18 protein-coding genes, 1 riboswitch and 1 other annotated feature are annotated in these 20,672 nt (G+C 35.3%); of the genes, 8 read left to right on the top strand and 10 right to left on the bottom strand.

Features of this window, described 5'->3' with window-relative positions; all coding sequences use genetic code 11:
• The first annotated feature begins 125 nt into the window (after positions 1-125).
• From BMX10_RS05035 to BMX10_RS05025, 3 genes are all read left to right on the top strand, one after another.
• Positions 126-803: a HesA/MoeB/ThiF family protein gene (locus BMX10_RS05035; protein ID WP_090440328.1), complete on the top strand. Its 678-nt coding sequence runs from the start codon at positions 126-128 to the stop codon at positions 801-803.
• A gap of 110 nt (positions 804-913) precedes the next feature.
• Positions 914-1,693: a LytR/AlgR family response regulator transcription factor gene (locus BMX10_RS05030; RefSeq protein ID WP_170834691.1), complete on the top strand. Its 780-nt coding sequence runs from the start codon at positions 914-916 to the stop codon at positions 1,691-1,693.
• Positions 1,680-3,026, top strand: a complete 1,347-nt coding sequence (locus BMX10_RS05025; RefSeq protein ID WP_090440322.1) for a GHKL domain-containing protein — start codon at positions 1,680-1,682, stop codon at positions 3,024-3,026. Before BMX10_RS05030 ends, BMX10_RS05025 begins: the two co-directional genes overlap by 14 nt.
• 40 nt (positions 3,027-3,066) lie before the next feature.
• Here the strand turns inward: BMX10_RS05025 and BMX10_RS17945 are convergent, their stop codons facing one another.
• Positions 3,067-3,207 (bottom strand): hypothetical protein, encoded by a 141-nt coding sequence (locus BMX10_RS17945; RefSeq protein WP_170834690.1) that lies wholly within the window; start codon positions 3,205-3,207, stop codon positions 3,067-3,069.
• Positions 3,204-3,890 carry an accessory gene regulator B family protein gene (locus BMX10_RS05020; RefSeq protein ID WP_170834689.1) on the bottom strand — a complete coding sequence of 229 codons (687 nt, stop codon included), beginning with the start codon at positions 3,888-3,890 and terminating at the stop codon, positions 3,204-3,206. The genes BMX10_RS17945 and BMX10_RS05020 overlap by 4 nt, the downstream gene beginning before the upstream one ends.
• A 288-nt stretch (positions 3,891-4,178) precedes the next feature.
• Between BMX10_RS05020 and BMX10_RS17940 the strand changes: the two genes are divergently transcribed.
• Both BMX10_RS17940 and BMX10_RS05015 read left to right on the top strand, forming a co-directional pair.
• A complete protein-coding gene (locus BMX10_RS17940) occupies positions 4,179-4,352 on the top strand; it encodes a hypothetical protein (RefSeq protein ID WP_170834688.1) in 174 nt (57 codons plus the stop codon).
• A gap of 40 nt (positions 4,353-4,392) precedes the next feature.
• The gene (locus tag BMX10_RS05015; RefSeq protein ID WP_090440316.1) at positions 4,393-5,451 is read left to right on the top strand and encodes a sensor histidine kinase; all 1,059 of its coding nucleotides are present in this window, start codon (positions 4,393-4,395) and stop codon (positions 5,449-5,451) included.
• 183 nt (positions 5,452-5,634) lie between these two features.
• Here the strand turns inward: BMX10_RS05015 and BMX10_RS05010 are convergent, their stop codons facing one another.
• The 3 genes from BMX10_RS05010 to BMX10_RS05000 form a co-directional block, all read right to left on the bottom strand.
• Positions 5,635-5,835 carry a hypothetical protein gene (locus tag BMX10_RS05010; RefSeq protein WP_090440313.1) on the bottom strand — a complete coding sequence of 67 codons (201 nt, stop codon included), beginning with the start codon at positions 5,833-5,835 and terminating at the stop codon, positions 5,635-5,637.
• Positions 5,836-5,898: 63 nt separating this feature from the next.
• Positions 5,899-6,130, bottom strand: a binding site (T-box leader).
• 330 nt (positions 6,131-6,460) lie between these two features.
• Positions 6,461-7,390: a homoserine O-acetyltransferase MetA gene (gene metA, locus BMX10_RS05005; RefSeq protein ID WP_090440310.1), complete on the bottom strand. Its 930-nt coding sequence runs from the start codon at positions 7,388-7,390 to the stop codon at positions 6,461-6,463.
• Positions 7,391-7,478: 88 nt separating this feature from the next.
• On the bottom strand, positions 7,479-8,774 hold the full coding sequence (locus BMX10_RS05000) for a homocysteine synthase (RefSeq protein WP_090440306.1): 1,296 nt from the start codon (positions 8,772-8,774) through the stop codon (positions 7,479-7,481).
• A gap of 168 nt (positions 8,775-8,942) precedes the next feature.
• A riboswitch (SAM riboswitch) is annotated at positions 8,943-9,047 on the bottom strand.
• Positions 9,048-9,799: 752 nt separating this feature from the next.
• Between BMX10_RS05000 and BMX10_RS04995 the strand changes: the two genes are divergently transcribed.
• A complete protein-coding gene (locus BMX10_RS04995; RefSeq protein WP_090440303.1) occupies positions 9,800-10,423 on the top strand; it encodes a GNAT family N-acetyltransferase in 624 nt (207 codons plus the stop codon).
• A gap of 257 nt (positions 10,424-10,680) precedes the next feature.
• On the opposite strand, the gene BMX10_RS04990 is transcribed toward BMX10_RS04995, so the two are convergent.
• Positions 10,681-11,430, bottom strand: a complete 750-nt coding sequence (locus BMX10_RS04990) for a peptidylprolyl isomerase (protein ID WP_090440300.1) — start codon at positions 11,428-11,430, stop codon at positions 10,681-10,683.
• Between the two features lie 214 nt (positions 11,431-11,644).
• On the opposite strand from BMX10_RS04990, the gene BMX10_RS04985 reads away from it, so the two are divergent.
• Together BMX10_RS04985 and nifJ are read left to right on the top strand one after the other, a co-directional pair.
• Positions 11,645-12,604, top strand: a complete 960-nt coding sequence (locus tag BMX10_RS04985) for an L-threonine 3-dehydrogenase (RefSeq protein ID WP_208976108.1) — start codon at positions 11,645-11,647, stop codon at positions 12,602-12,604.
• Positions 12,605-13,236: 632 nt separating this feature from the next.
• Positions 13,237-16,746, top strand: a complete 3,510-nt coding sequence (nifJ, locus tag BMX10_RS04980) for a pyruvate:ferredoxin (flavodoxin) oxidoreductase (protein ID WP_090440294.1) — start codon at positions 13,237-13,239, stop codon at positions 16,744-16,746.
• 83 nt (positions 16,747-16,829) lie between these two features.
• Here nifJ and BMX10_RS04975 read toward each other — a convergent pair whose 3' ends face one another.
• The 4 genes from BMX10_RS04975 to nikB are packed head-to-tail and all read right to left on the bottom strand — an operon-like array spanning position 16,830 to position 20,629.
• On the bottom strand, positions 16,830-17,789 hold the full coding sequence (locus BMX10_RS04975; RefSeq protein WP_090440290.1) for an ABC transporter ATP-binding protein: 960 nt from the start codon (positions 17,787-17,789) through the stop codon (positions 16,830-16,832).
• A 20-nt stretch (positions 17,790-17,809) separates the two neighbouring features.
• The gene (locus BMX10_RS04970; protein ID WP_170834687.1) at positions 17,810-18,784 is read right to left on the bottom strand and encodes an ABC transporter ATP-binding protein; all 975 of its coding nucleotides are present in this window, start codon (positions 18,782-18,784) and stop codon (positions 17,810-17,812) included.
• A gap of 13 nt (positions 18,785-18,797) precedes the next feature.
• On the bottom strand, positions 18,798-19,667 hold the full coding sequence (locus BMX10_RS04965; protein ID WP_090440287.1) for an ABC transporter permease: 870 nt from the start codon (positions 19,665-19,667) through the stop codon (positions 18,798-18,800).
• A gap of 32 nt (positions 19,668-19,699) precedes the next feature.
• Positions 19,700-20,629: a nickel ABC transporter permease gene (gene nikB, locus BMX10_RS04960; RefSeq protein ID WP_090440284.1), complete on the bottom strand. Its 930-nt coding sequence runs from the start codon at positions 20,627-20,629 to the stop codon at positions 19,700-19,702.
• Positions 20,630-20,672: the final 43 nt, after the last annotated feature.

Raw genomic sequence — 20,672 nt, 5'->3', positions numbered from 1 at the left:
AGGATATCCTTTATAAAAATAGAAATAGGATAATTATTTATAGTATAATAGACTCATTAAATAATGTAAATTTTAGAGGGATAGGGATATTTTAGAAAAAATTTTATGGGGGGAGAAGAGTAGCATTGAAAAGATATGAGAGAAATATGCAAATGCTGTCTCTGGAGGAAAATGAAAAATTAAAGGAATATAAGGTATGTGTGATTGGTTGTGGAGGTCTTGGAGGGTATGTTATTGAGATGCTGGGGAGGTTAGGAATTGGATTTATTACAGCTGTTGATGGAGATGAATTTGAAGCCTCCAATCTAAACCGACAGTTATTTGCCAATGAGGAGGTTTTAGGAAAAAGCAAAGCCACAACGGCAAAAGAAAGGATGGCTATTGTAAACTCACTTATCCACGTAAATGCAATTACCTCTAGATTGACATCAGAAAATAGTGAAGAAATTTTAACCGGGCACGATATTGTGGTTGATGCTCTAGATAATATTGAAAGCAGGTTTGTTTTACAGGAAGCCTGTGAAAAATTAAAGATACCTATGGTACACGGGGCTATTGCAGGGTGGTATGGACAGATAACAACTATATTTCCTGGAGATAACACTCTACAAAAAATTTATACAAAAAAAGATATGAAGGGAGTAGAAAAGGAGCTGGGAAACCCTTCCTTTACTCCTGCCTTGGTAGCTTCTATTCAGGTGAGTGAAGTAGTAAAATTACTGATAGGTCGTGGAGAATTACTGCGAAATAAGATATTATTTATCAACACATTAGATACAGATTATTATATAGCAGAATTTTAACAAAATTACAGATCAATATACCTTTACTTTTTCTTTACAGAGGAAAACCCAAAATTACTTTCAGCAAAACAAGATAAAGATAAGTATTAGAAATGAGGGGCAGAAAATTTATGAAAATTGATTTTATTGTATGTGAAGATAATCCCAAAACTAGAAGAACTCTTTGTGATTGGCTAAACCCATACATTGATGATGAAAATATACAACTGTTATTAGCTACATCTCAACCAGATGAGGTGCTGGCTGTATTTGAAGATAATGATGCAACAAAGATTTGTTTGCTAGACATTAATTTAAACAAAAGTATTAATGGTGTAGCGTTAGCAGAAAAAATAAAAAATCTAAACATAAACACAAGGATTATATTTATCACTGCTTATGCAGAATGGGCAGTAGAAAGCTTAAACAGAAATATAGAGCCTTTTGCTTACCTAACAAAGCCTTTGGATCGACAGACCTTTGATTGGCATATAAAAAGATTATTGAAAAAGATCCAAGAATTCCATAGATCACATCTCCAAGATAAAGAGAGTCACCTTATAAAGCTAGAGGCCTATGGTAGAGTGCACTATAAAAAAGTAAAAACCATTACCTACATAGAAACCTATCATAAAGAGGGCTATCTGGTGGTCCATACCCTTCAGGGAGAAAAAATCATCCATAAAAGCAGGTTAAATGATATGCTGGATTATCTCAATACCATCTATCCAGATACCTTTATACAGTGCTATAAATCCAACCTAGTGAATTATCATTTCATAGAGGCAATCGATAAAAAGCAAGGAGAAATAATGTTAAAAAATGGAACAAGATTATTTATGTCTAGAAGTAAGGAAGTTCAGGAAAAAATAGAAAGAAAGATAATGGGGGACAGCTATGATCAATATTGATAATCTGCGAAGCGTTATAGCTATTGCCATAGAGGCTTGGATTTATGTTAATGTTGTAAGGTTATTTGTAAATATACCTAGAGGTAGATATGTAAGGCTATACTTTTTGGTCTTGATTTTGATTTCAAGCATTATAGTGATAAGTAACAATCATATGGAATATCTATATTATTTGAAAACCGTTATTGTACTTTTAACCTATGGTATGATCAATAGATTCTTATTAAACATACGTTTTTTTAGAAATATTTTTTTAATATTTTTTTTCGCGGTTATAACCTTATTAGGAAACGTGGTTACTATTTTTATCATGAAGTTTACCTTGGGAGTAACTGTAATAGAAATACAAAATGATACTAGGCTATTCTTTGCTTCAAACTTTGTATTTTTTGGTATTAGTACACTACTGTTATATATTATTAAATATGCATTGTTATACAAAGCCTATGGCAAAGAAATACAGATTAAAAGCACAAATATTGTCTTATATATGGTAACAGTTTTTTCTATGCTATTTATCAATTTATACACCTTTCTCTATCATGTAGGCGAGATGAAGCTATTTATTTCTATAGTACATATTATTTTGATTGTTGCTTATATTGGATTTTCCCTTAACTACACTTTTTTAGAAAATGATTTTTATTATCAAAAGATTCTCTATAAAAATCAGCAGGAGTATCTAGTAGTGATAGAAAATTTATTGAACGGCTATAGAGAGCTGAAGCATGGCTGGAAAAATTATTTGACGGGCTTCTCTGGTTTTATTTATGCAGAGGATAGGGATTGGGATGAGTTGACGGAGTATTATGAGTCGGTGGTGAAGACCACCAAGCATTTGTCCAATGACTCCTTATCCGTCTTAATCAAGCTAAAGAATCATATGCTGCTGGGGATGTTTGTAGAAAAGATTAATGAAGCAGAGACGCGGGGCATCGATGTCCATGTCAATATCATAGGAGAGAAGATCCAGCTGCAGGAGGATTATGACTTTTTAATGGATTTGAGTTTTATCCTAGGGAATTTTTTAGACAATGCCATAAGACATGCTGTGCTTGCTGACATACCTATGCTATGGATCACTATTGATTATCGAGAGGATTATATTGGTTTTATTATAAAAAATACCTATAAGGATACAGATGAAGAAGAGCATCAGCGTTTTGACAGTGGCCATGGTTTAAGACTGGTGGCAGAAAAGATAAAAAAATATCCCTTTATGATCCACAATATGGTGGTGGATGAGGACCTATTTGCTCAGGAGCTAATCATGGAGGGAGGAGAAATCAAAAGTAATAGAGGGTTTGAAGCAAAAAAGGAGGAGGCCTTGTAATGAGCCTACTCCTTTTCTTATTTTTTGTTGTTAATTATGTCTATTCTTCGTCTTCAAGCATAGATTCTGGCATTCTAGCTTCTCTTAATACCCATACTCCACAGGTTGATAGAAGAGTAAATAATAAAGCAAAGCTGCTAACCATACCTGCTAATTGAGTAAGAAATTTATTTTTTTTCATTGGCTTGTTCCTCCTTTTAATTTAAATAGTTTATACATAAAGGGGGCAGTGAACAAACTCTCCCCCAAAACTCCTAAAGTAATAAGGGTGCTGAAGGCATTATTTCTGTTTAAGAAAGTTAATACCATCAGGAGAACCAGTACCACCAGCAGCTTTTTTCTAAGCTTTTTCCTTAGCCTGTCACTTCTTAAGGGGCGGGCTTCTGTATCAGCGGGAGCATATCGATATAGAAGCCCACAGTTAATTCCCCAGATAATCAGCATGAGAGGGTAGGGGAATTGATGGAAAACACCAATAAAAACAATACCAAATAACAGTATAAGGCCACTAACAAAACAGCTTAAATCCGTTTTGAGATGCAGTCCCCAAGCATAGCTTCTTACTACTGAATAACTTACCTGAGTTACAGCATAATAAAGCAGAAAATTATCTATAAACTGATTGACCACAATAGCTAAAGCAATCAAACCACCAAGCTTTGGCAATGTGATAAAGAAGGATGCCAGTCCATATTCAATTCTTTCCAGCTCTTTTTGACTTTTATCAGGTAGGCTGGGACTAATAAAGGAATAAGTTAAATGAGCTGCAGCTCTTTCGGGAAAAGCCATAAGAATCAGTCCTTCACATTTATATTTTTCAAAATCATCGTAAATATTTGTCAGAAATAGATTATTTTTTAACAAAAACGACATCATCTACTATTAAACAGCATAATATAAAACAGTATAAAAACAAATACTGAATAGGGGAAAGCTTATTTTAATCGATATTTATTAAAAAAAAACAGTTTACCGAATAATTCTACAGATTACCGAAGGGATGTCCAACACTTAAGCATTTTTCTACTATAATATAAAGACAGCTGATAAAAATAGGTGTATTATATTATAAAGAAGAATTCATCAATGATATAGTACGAAAAGAAATTATAAAATAAAAATATTTACAATAAAAATAAGGAGTGCTTATTGATGAATGACAAGTACTTAACAGAAAAAACAAGGGACAAAATGGAGAGTTCTTTCTCTAAATCTAGACTGTGTAAAAAACAGCAAGAAAAAGATAGTTATAAAAGAAAAAATCAGAATCAGCTAAGTAGTCCCAGAAGAAGAGTTGCCAATGTGATTTTACCAGATATAGAGTAATGCCTTATAAAAATGTTGGATATGGGGGGAGGCAGTAAAGTTGATAGTAACAAAGGAATTATATCCTATAAATAAAAAAAACCTCAAAAGCCTAGAGGCGATAGATAGTATTTCCTTCTTAAATGCTTTAGAGAAATATATTATTATTATTAACCCTGATTGCCACACCATTGTTTTTGCTAATAATTATGCAAAAAAAATAAATCCACATTTGGAGGGAAATCTTTGCTGGAAAGCATTGGGCTATAGCAAACCTTGTTGTTCAGATAAAAGTTGTAGAGATGAAAAAACCTTTGAGGCAAAGAGAGCCAATGATAGATGGAATGAACATCAGCTTACGAAAATGCATTTAATGGATCAAACACTAATAATAGAAATCATAGAGGATATCACAGAAAGAAAAATGAAGGAAAAAGAAAAGAGCTTAAAGCATACATTGATATCCATGGTGTCTCATGAATTAAGAGCACCTCTTAATGTCATACTTTCTACGATACAGCTATTGGAAACCTTTGATGATAGCTGGAAGGATGGCAAAAATTTCAAACATACACAGCGTATAAAAAAAGCCACCAGCCAAATAAATAAATTATTGAGAGATATATTGCTAGTGGAAAGAGTGGAGGCTGATAAAGTAAAATTCAGCCCACAGCCGATAGATGTTGTAAAGCTTACAAAAGCAACCATAGACCTACTAAAAGAAAGTGATTATTACATGGCAGACATTATATTTACCAGTACAAAGGAGGTCTTCATTAGCAAGGTAGATGAATTTCTACTTACTACTATTCTCACAAACCTTCTGACTAATGCATTAAAATACTCCATCAACGGTGAAGATGTTCAAATAATGCTTGAATTTGATGACGAAAGTATGATGTTTAAAATTATAGACAAAGGGATAGGCATACCAAAGGTTGACCAGAAAAATCTTTTTGAAAGCTTCCATAGAGCTTCAAACGTAGGGAAGATTGTAGGAACAGGACTAGGTTTAACCATAGTAAAGGATTTCATAGATATTCATAAAGGAAGTATAAGCTTCAAAAGCAAAGAAAATGAAGGAACTACCTTTATAGTAAAGATACCTATAGTTCCATAAATAGAAAGGCATAAGAAAAGCATGGATATGATTAGTCCATGATCTAGAGAAGAGAGTTTCTTCTCTTTTTTTTCTTTTCTAATATATTTTCCCGTCAAGAAAAAAGAACCGCAGCACCTCTAAATAAAAACTGAAGAGGTGCTATTCAGCATGTAATAAATAAAAAAATATATAATGAGTTCATTAGAACATAAAGTCTTTATCCATAGGGCCAGCTCCCCAGTAATTTAAATTACAGTTAGCCTTCTGAAATTCATAGCCTATACTAAAGGAAGTGCTCTCACCATCAATATTTTTAACAAGCTTTAGGTTTTTAGTGTAATTTATAGATGGAGACTGTGAAGTTTTGTTTTTTTCAACAGCTTTGATCTTGTTAGATAACATTTTTATCACCTCCTAATCCTAATAAATAGTTGAAAAAAATCGCCCATGAAAATTACTACTGTTTTCAAGGACGAGATATTACCCGCGGTACCACCTTATTTGCATCTGATGAGATGCCGCTTTCTTTGTTTCTAAGAAACCTAAGCCTTTATCGAGGCAAATCGGTATCCACTACTATGATTTCGAAGATACTGCTTAGGAGTGATCAGTAGATTATCTCTAGTATCGGCTTTCAGCCAAGGCCGACTCTCTTTAACTATCAGAATAAAATACCCTTCCCCGTCATTGCTTTAATAAATATTTAAATTATTTAAGGCTAAATTAAAATGTTATTAATAAGTATTATAACAAAATGGAAAAACACTGTCAACACATTTTTCAAAAAAATTTAAGTATTCAGAAAATTATTTTTAGTTAAAAATATGTACTTATACTATATGTAGTTTTGATAATGATATGACCACTACTTTACGCATCATGGTTTTTTCATTCATGCTATAGATATGCTCCTCTCAAAATGAATACACGTAGGAGTGGGCCTGTGGACTCTCTTGAAAACGAGATAAGCATTCAGATCCACCCCTACGATGGAAAAGAACTAGTATTTAAAAGGTACATATCTATATTAAGAAAAGCTACCTGTAATTTCATTGAGATCATAAGGTGTTTCTTGATAGACATAATAATTTAACCAATTGGCAAATAGCAAATTAGCATGACTTCGCCAAGTAACTATAGGTGGTTTGGTTGGGTCATCTCCAGCAAAATAATTTTTAGGCATTTCTATGTCTTTACCAGCACTGACATCTCGATCATACTCTGCCTTTAAAGTTGTAGGGTCATACTCAGAATGACCTGTCACAAAGATCTGTCTACCATCCTTTGTAGCAACAATATAAATACCGCTTTCTTCTGATTCTGATAAAATCTCTAGCTCCGGTACTTTTTCAATATCTTGTCTCCTTACCTCTGTATGTCTTGAATGAGGGGCAGAATAATGATCATCAAAGCCTCTAAGCAGCTTGACATTTTTTTTGTTGACTGTATGAGGAAAGATACCAAACATTTTTGAATCCAATGGGTATTTTGGAACACCAAAATGATGATACAATCCTGCTTGAGCTCCCCAACATATGTGGAAGGTAGAGGTCACATTCTCCAGGGACCAATCCATAATCTTCTTTAGCTCCTCCCAGTAGGTCACTGCTTCAAAGGCTAAGTGTTCAACGGGGGCACCAGTAATGATGAGGCCATCAAATTTTTGATGTTTCACATCATCAAAGGTCTTATAAAAGGTGGTCAAATGTTTTTCAGGTGTATTTTTTGATGTATGACTTTTAGGATGTAAAAGTACGATATCTACCTGTAGAGGGGAGTTCCCCAACATCCGTAGAATTTGAATCTCTGTTGTAATTTTTGTTGGCATCAGGTTTAAAATACCTATTTTAAGCGCTCGAATATCTTGGGTAAGGGCGCGGCTCTGGGTCATAACAAAAATATTTTCTTTGTTTAAAACTTCCGTAGCTGGAAGATTATCAGGAATTTTCACTGGCATTTGAATATTTTCCTCCTTCAAACTGATAGTAAGCATTGAATTACAATCCAGAGGGAAAAAAGCTCCCTCTGGGTTCAGCATTATTTAATTAAATCACAGATTTTTGCAATGCTTGATCCAAATCCTCGATGAGATCTTCAACATCCTCAATCCCTATGGATAGTCTAATCATATCTGGTGTAACACCTGCGGCCTTTTGGGCTTCTTCTGATAACTGTGCATGGGTGGTGCTGGCTGGATGAATCACAAGGGATTTAGCATCTGCAACATTAGCTAATAAGGAGAAGAGTTCTAAACTGTCAATAAACCTTTTACCATTCTCTACCCCACCTTTAATACCAAAAGTAAAGATACAACCTGCTCCTTTAGGGAAATATTTTTGTGCTAATGCATAATATTTATTACCCTCTAGACTAGGATAGTTCACCCAAGTAACCAAAGGATGATTATTTAAGAAATCCACAATTTTCTTTGTGTTCTCTACATGGCGTTCTACACGAAGAGATAAGGTTTCCAATCCTTGTAAAAACAAGAAAGAATTAAAAGGACTTAAGGAAGCACCAGTATCTCTTAAAAGCTGTACTCTTGCCTTAAGGATATAAGCAAGGGGACCAAAGGCTTCAGTGTAGCTGATATTATTATAAGTAGGATCTGGCTCTGTTAATCCGGTAAAATTACCACTTTCTGCCCAGTTAAAGTTGCCAGAGTCAATAATTACTCCACCGATGGAGGTACCATGGCCGCCAATAAACTTTGTGGCAGAATGAACAACAACATCTGCTCCAAATTCAATGGGGCGAAGTAAATAAGGAGTTCCAAAGGTATTATCAACAATAAGAGGTAGATGATTAGCATGAGCAATGTCAGCCACTTCCTCAATATCCACTAGGTTGATACCAGGATTGCCTATGGATTCAATATAAACCGCTTTTGTTTTTTCAGTAATCGCCTTTCTAAAATTCTCTGCATTATCTGGATCTACAAAAACCACCTTGATTCCCAGCTTTGGTAAGGTTGAAGCAAAAAGATTGTAGGTTCCCCCATATAAAGTACTGGCGGCAACAATCTCATCACCGGCTCCAGCAATATTTAATATGGCATAAGTAATAGCAGATTGACCAGAAGCTACAGCTAAAGCGCCAACGCCTCCTTCTAAGGCTGCAATTCTTTGCTCAAAAACATCGGAGGTAGGATTCATAATTCTTGTATAGATATTACCAAATTCCTTTAAACCAAATAAATTTGCTGCATGATCGCTATCCTTAAATACATACGAGCTGGTTTGATAAATGGGTACAGCTCTAGAGCCTGTAGTTGGATCCGGCTCTTGCCCTGCATGAACCTGTAAAGTGTCAAATCTTAGTTTTTTGTTTGTGCTACTCATTTCAACATCTCTCCTTTTTAATTGTTAGCATACACATTGATATACTAAGTGCCAATAACGGATAATAGAACATATAGATTTCTTGAAGCAAAGGATAGATAGGTTCATATAAAAAAGCTCCTCCAAGAGAAAGGAGAAGCTTAAAAGTGTATAGATAGATTATCTATCCTCTCATCTCTTAGGTATAATACCTACAGGATTTAGCACCATACACTTTACTGTGCTGGTTGCCGGGCTTCATTGGGCCAGTCCCTCCGCCACTCTTTATAAGAGTTTACTATAAAGTTTTTTAAACAGCTGTTTAATATATAATATATAATCTAACATCAAAAAAAATGATTGTCAAGGAAAAAATTTAAATTATTTGGAAGACTCTTGCTTGTCAGTCTTCTATAACGATTCCTATAGGGTATAGAAGTATTTGCTAGTAATACTAATGAATTAATTGCTTACACAGAAAAATAACCAGTCAGCAAGGATAGAAAGCTTTAAAGCAATATCAAAGGATTTAGAAAATTTACCATTTTGTGTTATAATAATTTAACTAAGATGAATAAATAATAATTATTAAGGACGCTTCTCTCGATAATCTTAAAATAAATTCCATAAAAAAATCAGCATAATAATTAAAAATATGCATTATTTCCTTAGTATTTCACAGTCAAAGATATGTGGTAAGATTTTTTATGTTAAAAAAGCATAAAAAACTTCATAAACCAATTAAAAATCAACTTTAAAAGTATCAAATAATAGATTTTTCTTTAATTATATAAAATATTTCATAAAAAATTATAAAAAAATGTGGCAAACAATTAACGAATTGAATATATAATATAAAAAGACTGTTAAAGACAAGAAGCACTGGGTAAAAGTATAATACTTATATTTATACAAAAATACATCAATGGAAAAATATATATTTATTCTCGAATAGGTCTATGGGGAGGTGTGGTAGGCTTCATCTGACAACAGTGAAGTAAGAAAGAAAAAGAAAAACTATAAAACCGAAATAAAGGGAGGATATCATGAATATCAATAAGGCTTATGCACAAGCAATAAAGCCAAAACAGACTGAAGATGAATTGGAGGTTGCCAAAGCGACGGTGGAAGACATTGAAGGAATAATAGCAGTTGCAGCTTCAGTGGGAAGTAATAACAAAGACCATAAGCAAGGCTTTCTAATGGATGATTATACAAAGAATAAAGAAAAATACGTTGAAAAATTTAAAGAAGATATTGAAGAATCAAAGCTTTTCTATGTAGTTAGAAAAGGGAAAAAAGTAGTTGGGTTTTTACTAGCCTACACAAAGGACCAATGGATAAATATGGAGCCAAACTGGATTTTTAGCACAATGTGGAAATCTGATTTTGATAAAAAGACTTTAAACAAATTTGTAATATTGGAGAAAATAGCTGTTCGTTCCAATTTAACAGGATCAGGAATAGGAAGCAGGCTATTTAAGAGATTTAGAGAAGACGCTAAAAGAATGGGTATAAAGGATATGTTTTCAGAAACCCTTATTTCTCCAAAACCAAATTTTGCTTCTATGGAATTTGCATTAAAACAACAATATCATTTAGCAGGAATCAGATATGAAAAATTCAACGACAAGGTTCTTACTGACATCGTTTATCATAGAAAATTATAAACATTTAGACAGTTGAAAAGTCTTTAGATTCAAGGTGAAAAAAATTTTGATTTGCCAATGTACACCAGTGTTTTAATTATAAAGGAGTTGCTTTCCAAAAGCTAAGTCAACTGGCATAAAATTAATGACTTAAATCATTAATATAACTACTTGAAAGCCCACAGGCAATAATATAAGAGCGCTGGTTTATGCGAAAAAAAGAATATAGAGATTTTTCAACAGCCTAAAGGCGACCCCATGAGGTCGCCTATTATAATTTATAGATTTACTTTTATTTCGTACTTATCCTTCAATTCTTGTACCTTGTTCAAGTAAAGATTCTGTTGTTTTTGGGATAATAGCTGCTGTGCCAACTGACCTTTTACTTCATCAAAGGATTTCATTTCCTCTGGAGTATGATCAAAAACCTTAATCAAGTGATACCCAAATTGTGTTTTAACAGGCTTACTTATTTCATCCTTTTCCATGCTGAAAACAGCTTCTTCAAATTCAGGTACCATTTGTCCTCTTGAGAAATTTCCTAAACTTCCTCCCTGAGCTTTAGAAGGGCACTTTGAATACTTATTAGCAGCTTCTTCAAAGGAAAGACCTTCTTGTACTTCTACTAATACTTTTTCAGCTTCTTCTTCAGTATCAACTAAAACATGACTAGCCTTTGCAGTAGCAGGACTTTTAAACTGTTCTTTATTTTCTTCAAAGTAATTCTTAGCTTCATCCTCATCAATAGCAGCAGTTTTTACTAAACGACTGATGGCATATTGTTTTAAGAAATTTTCTTCTACTTTATGTAATTCTTTTAGATAAGCCTCATCCTTATCTAGTTGAGAGTCGATTGCATCTAGATAAAAAAGCTCTTGATTTACTAGCTCCTCTAATAATCGCTTTTTACCTTCTTCCGATTGAAATTGAGCAGCCCTTTGAGGGTCTAGGCTTCTTATAAGCAATTGAAGATCTGCTTCTGATATTTCACGGTTACCAACTACAGCTAAAACTTGTTTGTTATCCATTAAATAAACGCTCCTTTTTTATTTTATTCTAAACCATCTTACCAAAAAAAGAGGAATATGTCCAATTAATGTGGAAACATAATCTATACCTCTTATTTAAAAATTAACAATATACAGCAGAAAAAGTATGTGTTAAAAAAGAGTTTTTTTACAATAATAAGAGTATGCAAATTGTTTATTTTTGTTGATACTTATTATGAAGGAGGCGGAAACATTGAAAAAAATATTAGTAACAGGTGCATTGGGACAAATAGGTTCTGAAATAGTAATGAGTATGAGAAAAACCTATGGTGAAGACAATGTAATTGCCAGCAGTAGAAGTAAAGGGAAAAACGATGTTGCTGAAACAGGCATTTTTGAAATTGTAGATGTTACAAAAGCCCAGCAGGTTGCGGATGCTGTAAAGAAGCACAAAATAGACACCATTATTCATTTAGCGGCAATTTTATCCGCTACTGGAGAAAACAATCCAGCAGCAGCCTGGGACGTAAATATGAATGGACTTTATAATGTTCTAGAAGTAGCTAGAGAAAGTCAATGTGCTGTATGTACTCCCAGCTCTATTGCTGTTTTTGGTCCTTCAACACCCAAAGATAACACACCTCAAAATACATTGATGAGACCAACCACCATGTATGGAGTAACAAAAGTGGCGGGAGAGCTTCTCTGTGACTATTATTTCCAAAAATATAATGTTGATACAAGGGGAATGCGTTTTCCAGGATTAATCTCCAATGTAGCCTTACCAGGGGGAGGAACCACAGACTACGCAGTACATATATACTATGAAGCACTTAAAAATAAAAAATACACCTGCTTCCTAGAAAAGGGGACCTATATGGATATGATGTATATGCCAGATGCATTAGATGCAATTGTGCAACTAATGGAGGCAGATCCATCTAAGCTAGTGGACAGAAATGCCTTTAACATTACTGCCATGAGTTTTGATCCAGAAGAAATATCAGCAGAAATTAAAAAGCATATACCTGCATTTGAAATGGATTATGATGTAAACACCAACATCCAAAAAATTGCTGATTCATGGCCTAACTCTCTAGATGACACCGAAGCAAGAAAGCAATGGGGATGGAATCCCAAATATGATTTAGCTGCTATGACAAAAGATATGCTGGACAAGTTAAGCCTAAAGTTAAATATACAATATAAATAGTAGAAAGAATATATAGTTTAAGCCCAGTCTTTTCATAGGAAAGGAAGGGGCTTTTTATTATCTTTGAACCCATATATTTACGGTAGAATTTTATAAACATATGGGTTTTACAGAGGATATAACGTTTAAGTAATTACAATATAAAGGGAATGAAAAATTCCATCTAAAATATAGACTTCCTTAGTTACTAATGATATAGTTAAGGTAAGGTAAAAATGTAGTAACTTGATATCCATCAGGATAAATTTATTTCAACGGTACATATAGGGTAGAATAGGCTACTTGTAGGGAATTTCAAAATAGAAGCGGATGGAAGGGGGAAAAGGTTTTCATTCGCTCAAGATGGAAATTTAAGAAGCTTTTAAAAGGGAAAACTTTTAAGAGCTGTATTGCTATGAAGAATTGTGGGCAATTAGCATAAAATCCTTTTTCAGGGTCTTAACCCTAATCCTGTCAAAGTGAGAAAATGGCCAAAAGTTTTAACGAAAAAAATGTAACACTTAAAAAAAATTTTACTATAAATTTTTAAAATTTTTATATATAATATACTTGTATACAGGATACATTATCCTAAACATGTATAATTATTATATAGTTTCTATGAAATTCAATATAAAAAGGAGGCTATCATCATGACTAGAAAAATGAAAACAATGGATGGAAATGCTGCAGCTGCATATGTTTCCTATGCTTTTACAGATGTAGCAGCAATCTATCCCATCACCCCTTCCTCTAACATGGCTGAAAATGTTGATGAGTGGAGTGCAGACGGTCTTAAAAACATCTTTGGACAAACTGTAAAGGTTGTAGAAATGCAGTCAGAGGCAGGTGCTGCAGGAGCCGTACATGGTTCTTTAGCTGCAGGAGCATTAACAACTACATTTACTGCTTCTCAAGGTTTACTTTTAATGATTCCTAATATGTATAAAATTGCTGGAGAATTATTGCCAGGAGTGTTTCATGTAAGTGCTAGAGCAGTGGCAGGTCATGCCCTATCCATCTTTGGAGATCACTCAGATGTTATGGCCACAAGACAAACTGGATGTGCTATGCTGGCTACTGGCAGTGTACAAGAGGTTATGGACTTAGGTGGTGTAGCTCACTTAGCTGCTATTAAAGGCAGAATGCCATTTGTACATTTCTTTGATGGATTTAGAACATCACATGAAATGCAAAAAATTGAAGTTATTGAATTTGACGAATTTGCTAATCTAGTAGATCAGAATGAAATCAAAGCCTTTAGAGATAGAGCTTTAAGTCCTGAGCATCCTGTACTTAGAGGAACAGCTCAAAACCCTGATGTTTTCTTCCAAGCTAAAGAAGCTGCCAACAAGTATTATGATGCAATTCCTGACATCGTAGCAGATTATATGAAGGAGATCACTAAGCTGACAGGCAGAGAATATAAGCCATTCAATTATTATGGAGCACCAGATGCAGAGCATATTATCATAGCTATGGGTTCTGTAACAGATACAATTGAAGAAACAATCGATTACTTATTAGCACAGGGAGAAAAGGTAGGGGTAATTAAAGTACACCTATATAGGCCTTTCTCAGAAAAATATTTCTTTGATGTATTACCAAAAACAGTAAAAAGAATTGCTGTTCTAGATAGAACAAAAGAGCCAGGTGCTCTTGGAGAGCCATTGTATCAAGATATCAGAACGATGTTCTTCACCAAGGAAGATGCACCAATGATTATTGGTGGAAGATATGGTCTTGGTTCAAAGGATACAGTACCTTCTCAAATCATCGCTGTATATGAGAACCTTAAGGCAGCAGAACCTAAAAATCTTTTCACAGTAGGTATTGTAGATGATGTAACCAATACATCTCTAGAAATTAAAGAAAAGGTTTCAACAGCTCCAGAAGGAACCATTAGATGTAAATTCTGGGGATTAGGTTCCGACGGTACAGTAGGGGCAAACAAAGAAGCTATCAAAATCATTGGAGACGATACAGATATGTATGCACAGGCATATTTCTCCTATGACTCTAAGAAATCCGGTGGTGTTACTATATCCCACTTACGTTTTGGTAAGCAGCCTATTAAGTCTACCTACCTAATTGATGAAGCAGATTTTATTGCTTGTCATAATCAAGCCTATGTAAATCAATACGATTTATTAAAGGGCTTGAAAAAAGGTGGTACCTTCCTACTAAATTGCATGTGGTCACCAGAAGAATTAGAAGAAAAGCTGCCAGCAGCTATGAAAAAATATATTGCTGAAAATAATATTAAATTCTATACCCTTAATGGTACAGAAATCGCTAGAGAAATCGGCTTAGGTGGAAGAATTAACATGGTTATGCAAGCTGCCTTCTTTAAGCTGGCAGAAGTTATTCCTGTAGATGTAGCATTAAAGCATCTAAAAGAAGCTATTGTTAAAGCCTATGGAAGCAAAGGTGAAAAGATTGTTGCCATGAACCAACAGGCAGTTGATCGTGGTGTAGAAGCCCTTGTGAAAATAGATGTACCTGAAAGCTGGAAGGGTGTGGCTGAAGAAGTAGCAGCTGCAGTAGAAGAGCCAGACTTCATTAAAAATATATTAAGACCTATGAACGCGCAAGAGGGAGATAGCTTACCTGTAAGTGCTTTTGCAGGTGCAGAAGATGGAACCTTCCCATTAGGAACAAGCGCCTACGAAAAACGTGGCATTGCTGTAACTGTTCCTGAGTGGATTCCAGAAAATTGTATCCAATGTAATCAATGTTCTTTTGTATGTCCTCACGCTGCAATTAGACCTTTCTTATTAAATGAAGAGGAAGTAAAAAATGCACCAGAAGGATATGCAACATTGAAGGCCATGGGCAAAGAATTCGAGGGATTACAGTATCGTCTACAGGTAGCGCCATTAGATTGTACTGGTTGTGGAAACTGTGCTGATATCTGTCCTTCTAAAAATAAGGCGTTAGAAATGAAGCCTGTTGAGCCACAAATTGTTGAACAAAAAGGAAATTGGGATTACTCCATTACCATTGCAGATAAATCTACTTTAACAAATATCGAAACCTTAAAAGGCAGCCAATTTGCTCAACCACTATTTGAGTTCTCAGGAGCTTGTGCTGGTTGTGGTGAAACACCATATGTTAAGCTAATTACTCAATTATATGGCGATAGAATGATGGTAGCCAACGCTACTGGATGTTCTTCTATCTACGGAGGAAGTGCACCATCTGTACCATATTGTAAGAATCAAGAAGGTAAAGGGCCAGCTTGGGCAAACTCCTTATTTGAAGACAATGCTGAGTATGGTTATGGTATGATGTTGGCTTCAACACAAATCAGAGAAAAAATTGCTGATTTAATGAAGGAAGCTTTAACATTAGATATTAATGCTGAATTAAAAGCAGCCTTCCAAGAATGGCTTGATGGAAAAGATGAAGGTAAAGCTTCTAAAGCTGCAACCTACAAAATCCTTCCATTAATCGAAGCTGAAAAAGACAATGCTGTAATCGCTGAAATCATTGAAAAGAAAGATTATCTAATCAAGCAATCTCAATGGATCTTTGGTGGAGACGGTTGGGCTTATGATATCGGATATGGTGGATTAGACCATGTAATCGCATCTGGTGAAGATGTAAACATTCTTGTAATGGATACAGAGGTATACTCCAATACAGGTGGTCAATCTTCTAAGGCATCTCCAACAGCGGCTATCGCTAAATTTGCAGCGGCTGGTAAGAGAACCAAGAAGAAGGACTTAGGTATGATGGCCATCAGTTATGGTTACGTATATGTAGCACAGGTAGCTATGGGTGCTGATAAGAACCAATTAATGAAGGCCATGAAGGAAGCTGAAGCTTATAAGGGACCTTCCATAGTAATCGCTTATTCACCATGTATCGCTCATGGAATTGGCGCTGGCATGGGTAAAACTCAAGAACAATCCAAGAAGGCAGTAGAGGCTGGATACTGGCATCTATATAGATACAACCCAGAGTTAAAGAAAGAAGGAAAGAATCCATTTGTATTAGATTCTAAAGAACCAAAGACTCCTTTCAGAGACTTCCTAATGAGTGAAGTACGTTATGCTTCCTTATTAAAGACTTTCCCAGAGGTAGCAGAAGCTCTGTTTGCAAAATCAGAGGAAGATGCAAAGGAAAGATACGAAAACTATAAGAAGTTAGCACAATAAAGAAGTTCATGCACTTGGACAATAAATGAATAAAAGGGAAGACGGTATACTGTCTTCCCTTTTATTGATTAACCCCCAAAATATTATTTTAAATTTCCTACAAAATGACATGCAACATATCTTTCTTTACCCATATCCTTTAACTCAGGAGTCTGTTGTTTACAGATATATTGACGATGTCTACATCTACCATAGAATCTACAACCCTCTGGTGGATTAATTGGACTTGGGACATCGCCTTCAAGAATAATCCTTTCTTTCTGTACACCTATTTGAGGTGCAGGAATAGCAGACAATAAAGCCTGAGTATAAGGATGAAGGGGATCTTTAAACATGGTTTTATAATCTGACAATTCCACGATTTTGCCTAGGTACATAACAGCGATTCTATCACTAACATGCTTGATAACACTTAAATCATGGGAGATGAATAAATAAGTTAAACTCAACTCCTTTTGCAGCTGGTCCATTAAGTTCAATATTTGTGCCTGTATAGAGACATCTAAAGCAGATACTGGCTCATCCTGAACGATAAAATCAGGGTTTAAAGCCAATGCTCTGGCAATACCAACTCTTTGACGTCTGCCACCATCTAGCTCATGAGGATAGGTATTTACTAGTCTCTCAGCTAAGCCTACTGTATCCATTAACTCTTTAACTCTTTTATCCATTTCAACTTTCGTTGTATAAACCTTATTGATTTCCAGGGGCTCAGAAATAATTTGAGAAATGCTCATTCTAGGATTTAAAGAGGCAAAGGGATCCTGAAAGACAATTTGCATCTTCTTTCTCATTTCCCGCATTTGCTGCTTATTATATCTCAAGATGTTTTGACCTTCAAACAGAATTTCTCCATTGGTGGGTTCTAAAAGTCGCAGGATGACTCTCCCTGTTGTTGATTTTCCGCAGCCAGATTCACCAACCAAACCTAAGGTTTCTCCTGCCTTTATATAAAAATTAACATCATCCACAGCATGCAGCAATCCTTTTTTCGTTTCAAAATATTTCTTTAGATTTTTTACTTCTATCAATTTCTTTTTCACCTAATACCTCCTTACTATCATCATCTATCACTATATAGAATACAAGAAACAAAATGGTCTTTAGCAATTTCTATAGGCTTGGGTAGTTTTTTTGAGCAGACATTTATTGCTTTCGGACATCTAGGATGAAAGGGGCAACCACTGGGTAGGTTAGTAGGATCTGGCATTAAGCCCTGAATAGGTTTTAGTTTTTCTACATCATCTTCAATATTGGGTATAGAATTAAATAATCCAATGGTATAAGGATGTTTAGGATTAGTAAAGAGGGCTACTTTATCAGTGTATTCTACAACGTTGCCTGCATACATAATAGCAACCTTATCACATATCTCTGCTACAATACCCAAGTCATGGGTAATCATAATCATAGAGGTTTGAAATTCTTCCTTCAAACTTTTCATTAGGTTCAGCACCTGAGCCTGAATAGTTACATCCAGTGCTGTAGTAGGCTCATCAGCAATTAATAGATTAGGGTTACATGCTAATGCAATGGCAATCACAACCCTTTGTCGCATCCCACCACTGAACTGGTGGGGATACTCCTTATGTCTTTCTTCTGGAATTCCAACAGTTTCCAACATGTCTTGAGCCTTAATCATAGCCACTGCTGCACTAACTTTTTGGTGAAGCTTGATTACTTCAGCGACTTGTTCTCCAACCGTCATAACGGGGTTGAGAGAGGTCATAGGATCTTGAAAAATCATAGAAATATTGTTTCCTCTTATTTTTCTAAGCTCAGCAGGAGATTTACCTAATAGGTTTTCACCTTCATAGATAATCTCGCCCCCTATGATTTTTCCAGGGGGATTTGGAACCAACTGCATAATACCTAAAGCTGTAGTCGTTTTTCCAGCGCCGGTTTCCCCTACAAGACCTAAGGTTTCACCTTTACCGATTTCTATGCTCATATTTTCAACCGCATGCACAGTGCCTTCATCAGTAATATAATGGATAGTTAAATTTTTTATTTCCAATAACTTTTGATTTATAGTCATCCTATCACCCCCATTAGTTTTTTAATCTAGGATCTAGTGCATCTCTTAGGCCATCTCCAAAGAGATTTAGACCAAAAATAGTTATCATAATGGCTAGACCAGGGAAAGTTGCAATATGCCAATGATCACGGATGTAATATCTTCCCGCTGATAGCATAGCTCCCCACTCGGGGTTTGGTGGTTGAATACCTAAACCAATGAAGCTTAAACCTGCAGCTGATAATATAGCACTGGCCACTCCAAGAGTTGCCTGTACAATAATTGGCGCCATAGCATTGGGGATAATATGCTTAATGATAATCCTAAAGTCGTCGGCACCGATTGCCCTGGCAGCCTCTATAAACTCTTGATCCTTAATGGTTAACACCGAAGCTCTTACGATACGGGCATAGGAGGGGATAGAGGCTATACCGACAGCTATCATAACATTCACTAAATTAGCTCCTAAAGCAGCTACGATGGAAATAGCCAATAGGATACTGGGAATCGCCAGTAAAATATCCATAAGTCGCATGATCATATTATCTAACCTTTTACCATAGTATCCAGCAACAGCACCTAAAGTTCCTCCTATGACAGCTGCAATACCTACAGCAATGAAGCCTACCTGGAGAGAAATTCTTGATCCATAAATAATCCTACTTAAAATATCCCTACCTAAGTGATCTGTGCCCAAAATATGCTTGCTGCCAGGTGGAATAAATCTTCTATACAAATCTTGATCATCATAGCCCTCAGGGGCAATAAAATCTGCAAAAATGGCAGTAAACACTAAAACACCAATAATGAATAAACCAATCATTGCAGCCTTATTCTGCTTTAGCCTTCTCCACACCTCCATCCATTGGCTTCGCTTCTTTTTAACTATCTTCACATCAGCCATAAAATTACCTCCTTCTATTCTTTGGAGCATCTTTACTTATACTGGGATTTAATTCTTGGGTCAAGGAAGGAATATAATATATCAACCATAAGATTTACAATACTAAAGGTCAAAGCTATAAATAAAACTCCCCCCTGTACTACAGGAAAGTTTCTTGCATTAATGGACTCCACCATTAATCTTCCAACACCAGAAATGCCAAAAATAGATTCAGTAAGTACTGCTCCTCCCAACAAATATCCAAACTGTAGACCAATAACAGTCACAATGGGAATAAGTGCATTTTTAAGAGCATGTCTATTGATAACAACAGACTCCGTCTGCCCCTTTGCTCTAGCAGTTCTAATATAATCCTGACGTATAACCTCCAGCATACTGGAGCGGGTCATACGAGTGATAATAGCAGCAGAACTGGTGCCTAGAGTTAAAGCTGGTAAAATCATTTCTTTGTAGGAAGAAAAACCAGAAGAAGGAAGCCATCCTAAATGAACAGAAAATAACAAAATCAACATGAGGCCTTGCCAGAAGTTTGGCATTGATACCCCTAATAAAGCAGCAACCATAGCAGCATTATCAAAGATTGAATACTGTTTTGTGGCGGAAATGATACCTGTTGGAATTCCCAGTACCACAGCAACTACAATACCCAATGTGGCTAATTTCAATGTATTAGGAAAACGACTTAAGATTTCAATTGTAACTGGACGTTTGGAGGTATAAGAACGACCTATATCTTGATGAATGACTAAATTTTTTACAAATCGACCATATTGAAAGAAAAAAGGATCATTTAAACCTAATTCTTCTCGAAATTTTTCTACTTCCTCTGTTGGTGCCGATTCTCCTAACATAATTCTAGCAGGGTCTCCAGGAGTAATATACATCATCGTAAAGACAATAAAAGATACACCAAGCATGACGGGTATTAGCATAAGCAGTCGACGAAGTATGTATTTATGCATGATAAACCTCCTTTAATAATAAAACAATTTCAAAAAAAGTATT

The sequence above is a fragment of the Natronincola peptidivorans genome (genome assembly GCF_900111615.1).
Classification (GTDB): Bacteria; Bacillota; Clostridia; order Peptostreptococcales; family Natronincolaceae; genus Natronincola_A; species Natronincola_A peptidivorans.
The sequence above is the reverse complement of the archived record's forward strand: the minus strand, read 5'-3'. Positions and strand labels throughout refer to the sequence as shown.

Coding starts and splice junctions, on each gene's coding strand:
- BMX10_RS05030 (WP_170834691.1), top strand. CDS start 914: ATGAAAATTGATTTTATTGTATGTGAAGATAATCCCAAAACTAGAAGA.
- BMX10_RS05025 (WP_090440322.1), top strand. CDS start 1,680: ATGATCAATATTGATAATCTGCGAAGCGTTATAGCTATTGCCATAGAG.
- BMX10_RS17945 (WP_170834690.1), bottom strand. CDS start 3,207: ATGAAAAAAAATAAATTTCTTACTCAATTAGCAGGTATGGTTAGCAGC.
- BMX10_RS17940 (WP_170834688.1), top strand. CDS start 4,179: ATGAATGACAAGTACTTAACAGAAAAAACAAGGGACAAAATGGAGAGT.
- BMX10_RS05010 (WP_090440313.1), bottom strand. CDS start 5,835: ATGTTATCTAACAAGATCAAAGCTGTTGAAAAAAACAAAACTTCACAG.
- metA (WP_090440310.1), bottom strand. CDS start 7,390: ATGCCAGTGAAAATTCCTGATAATCTTCCAGCTACGGAAGTTTTAAAC.
- BMX10_RS05000 (WP_090440306.1), bottom strand. CDS start 8,774: ATGAGTAGCACAAACAAAAAACTAAGATTTGACACTTTACAGGTTCAT.
- BMX10_RS04995 (WP_090440303.1), top strand. CDS start 9,800: ATGAATATCAATAAGGCTTATGCACAAGCAATAAAGCCAAAACAGACT.
- BMX10_RS04990 (WP_090440300.1), bottom strand. CDS start 11,430: ATGGATAACAAACAAGTTTTAGCTGTAGTTGGTAACCGTGAAATATCA.
- nifJ (WP_090440294.1), top strand. CDS start 13,237: ATGACTAGAAAAATGAAAACAATGGATGGAAATGCTGCAGCTGCATAT.
- BMX10_RS04970 (WP_170834687.1), bottom strand. CDS start 18,784: ATGACTATAAATCAAAAGTTATTGGAAATAAAAAATTTAACTATCCAT.
- BMX10_RS04965 (WP_090440287.1), bottom strand. CDS start 19,667: ATGGCTGATGTGAAGATAGTTAAAAAGAAGCGAAGCCAATGGATGGAG.
- nikB (WP_090440284.1), bottom strand. CDS start 20,629: ATGCATAAATACATACTTCGTCGACTGCTTATGCTAATACCCGTCATG.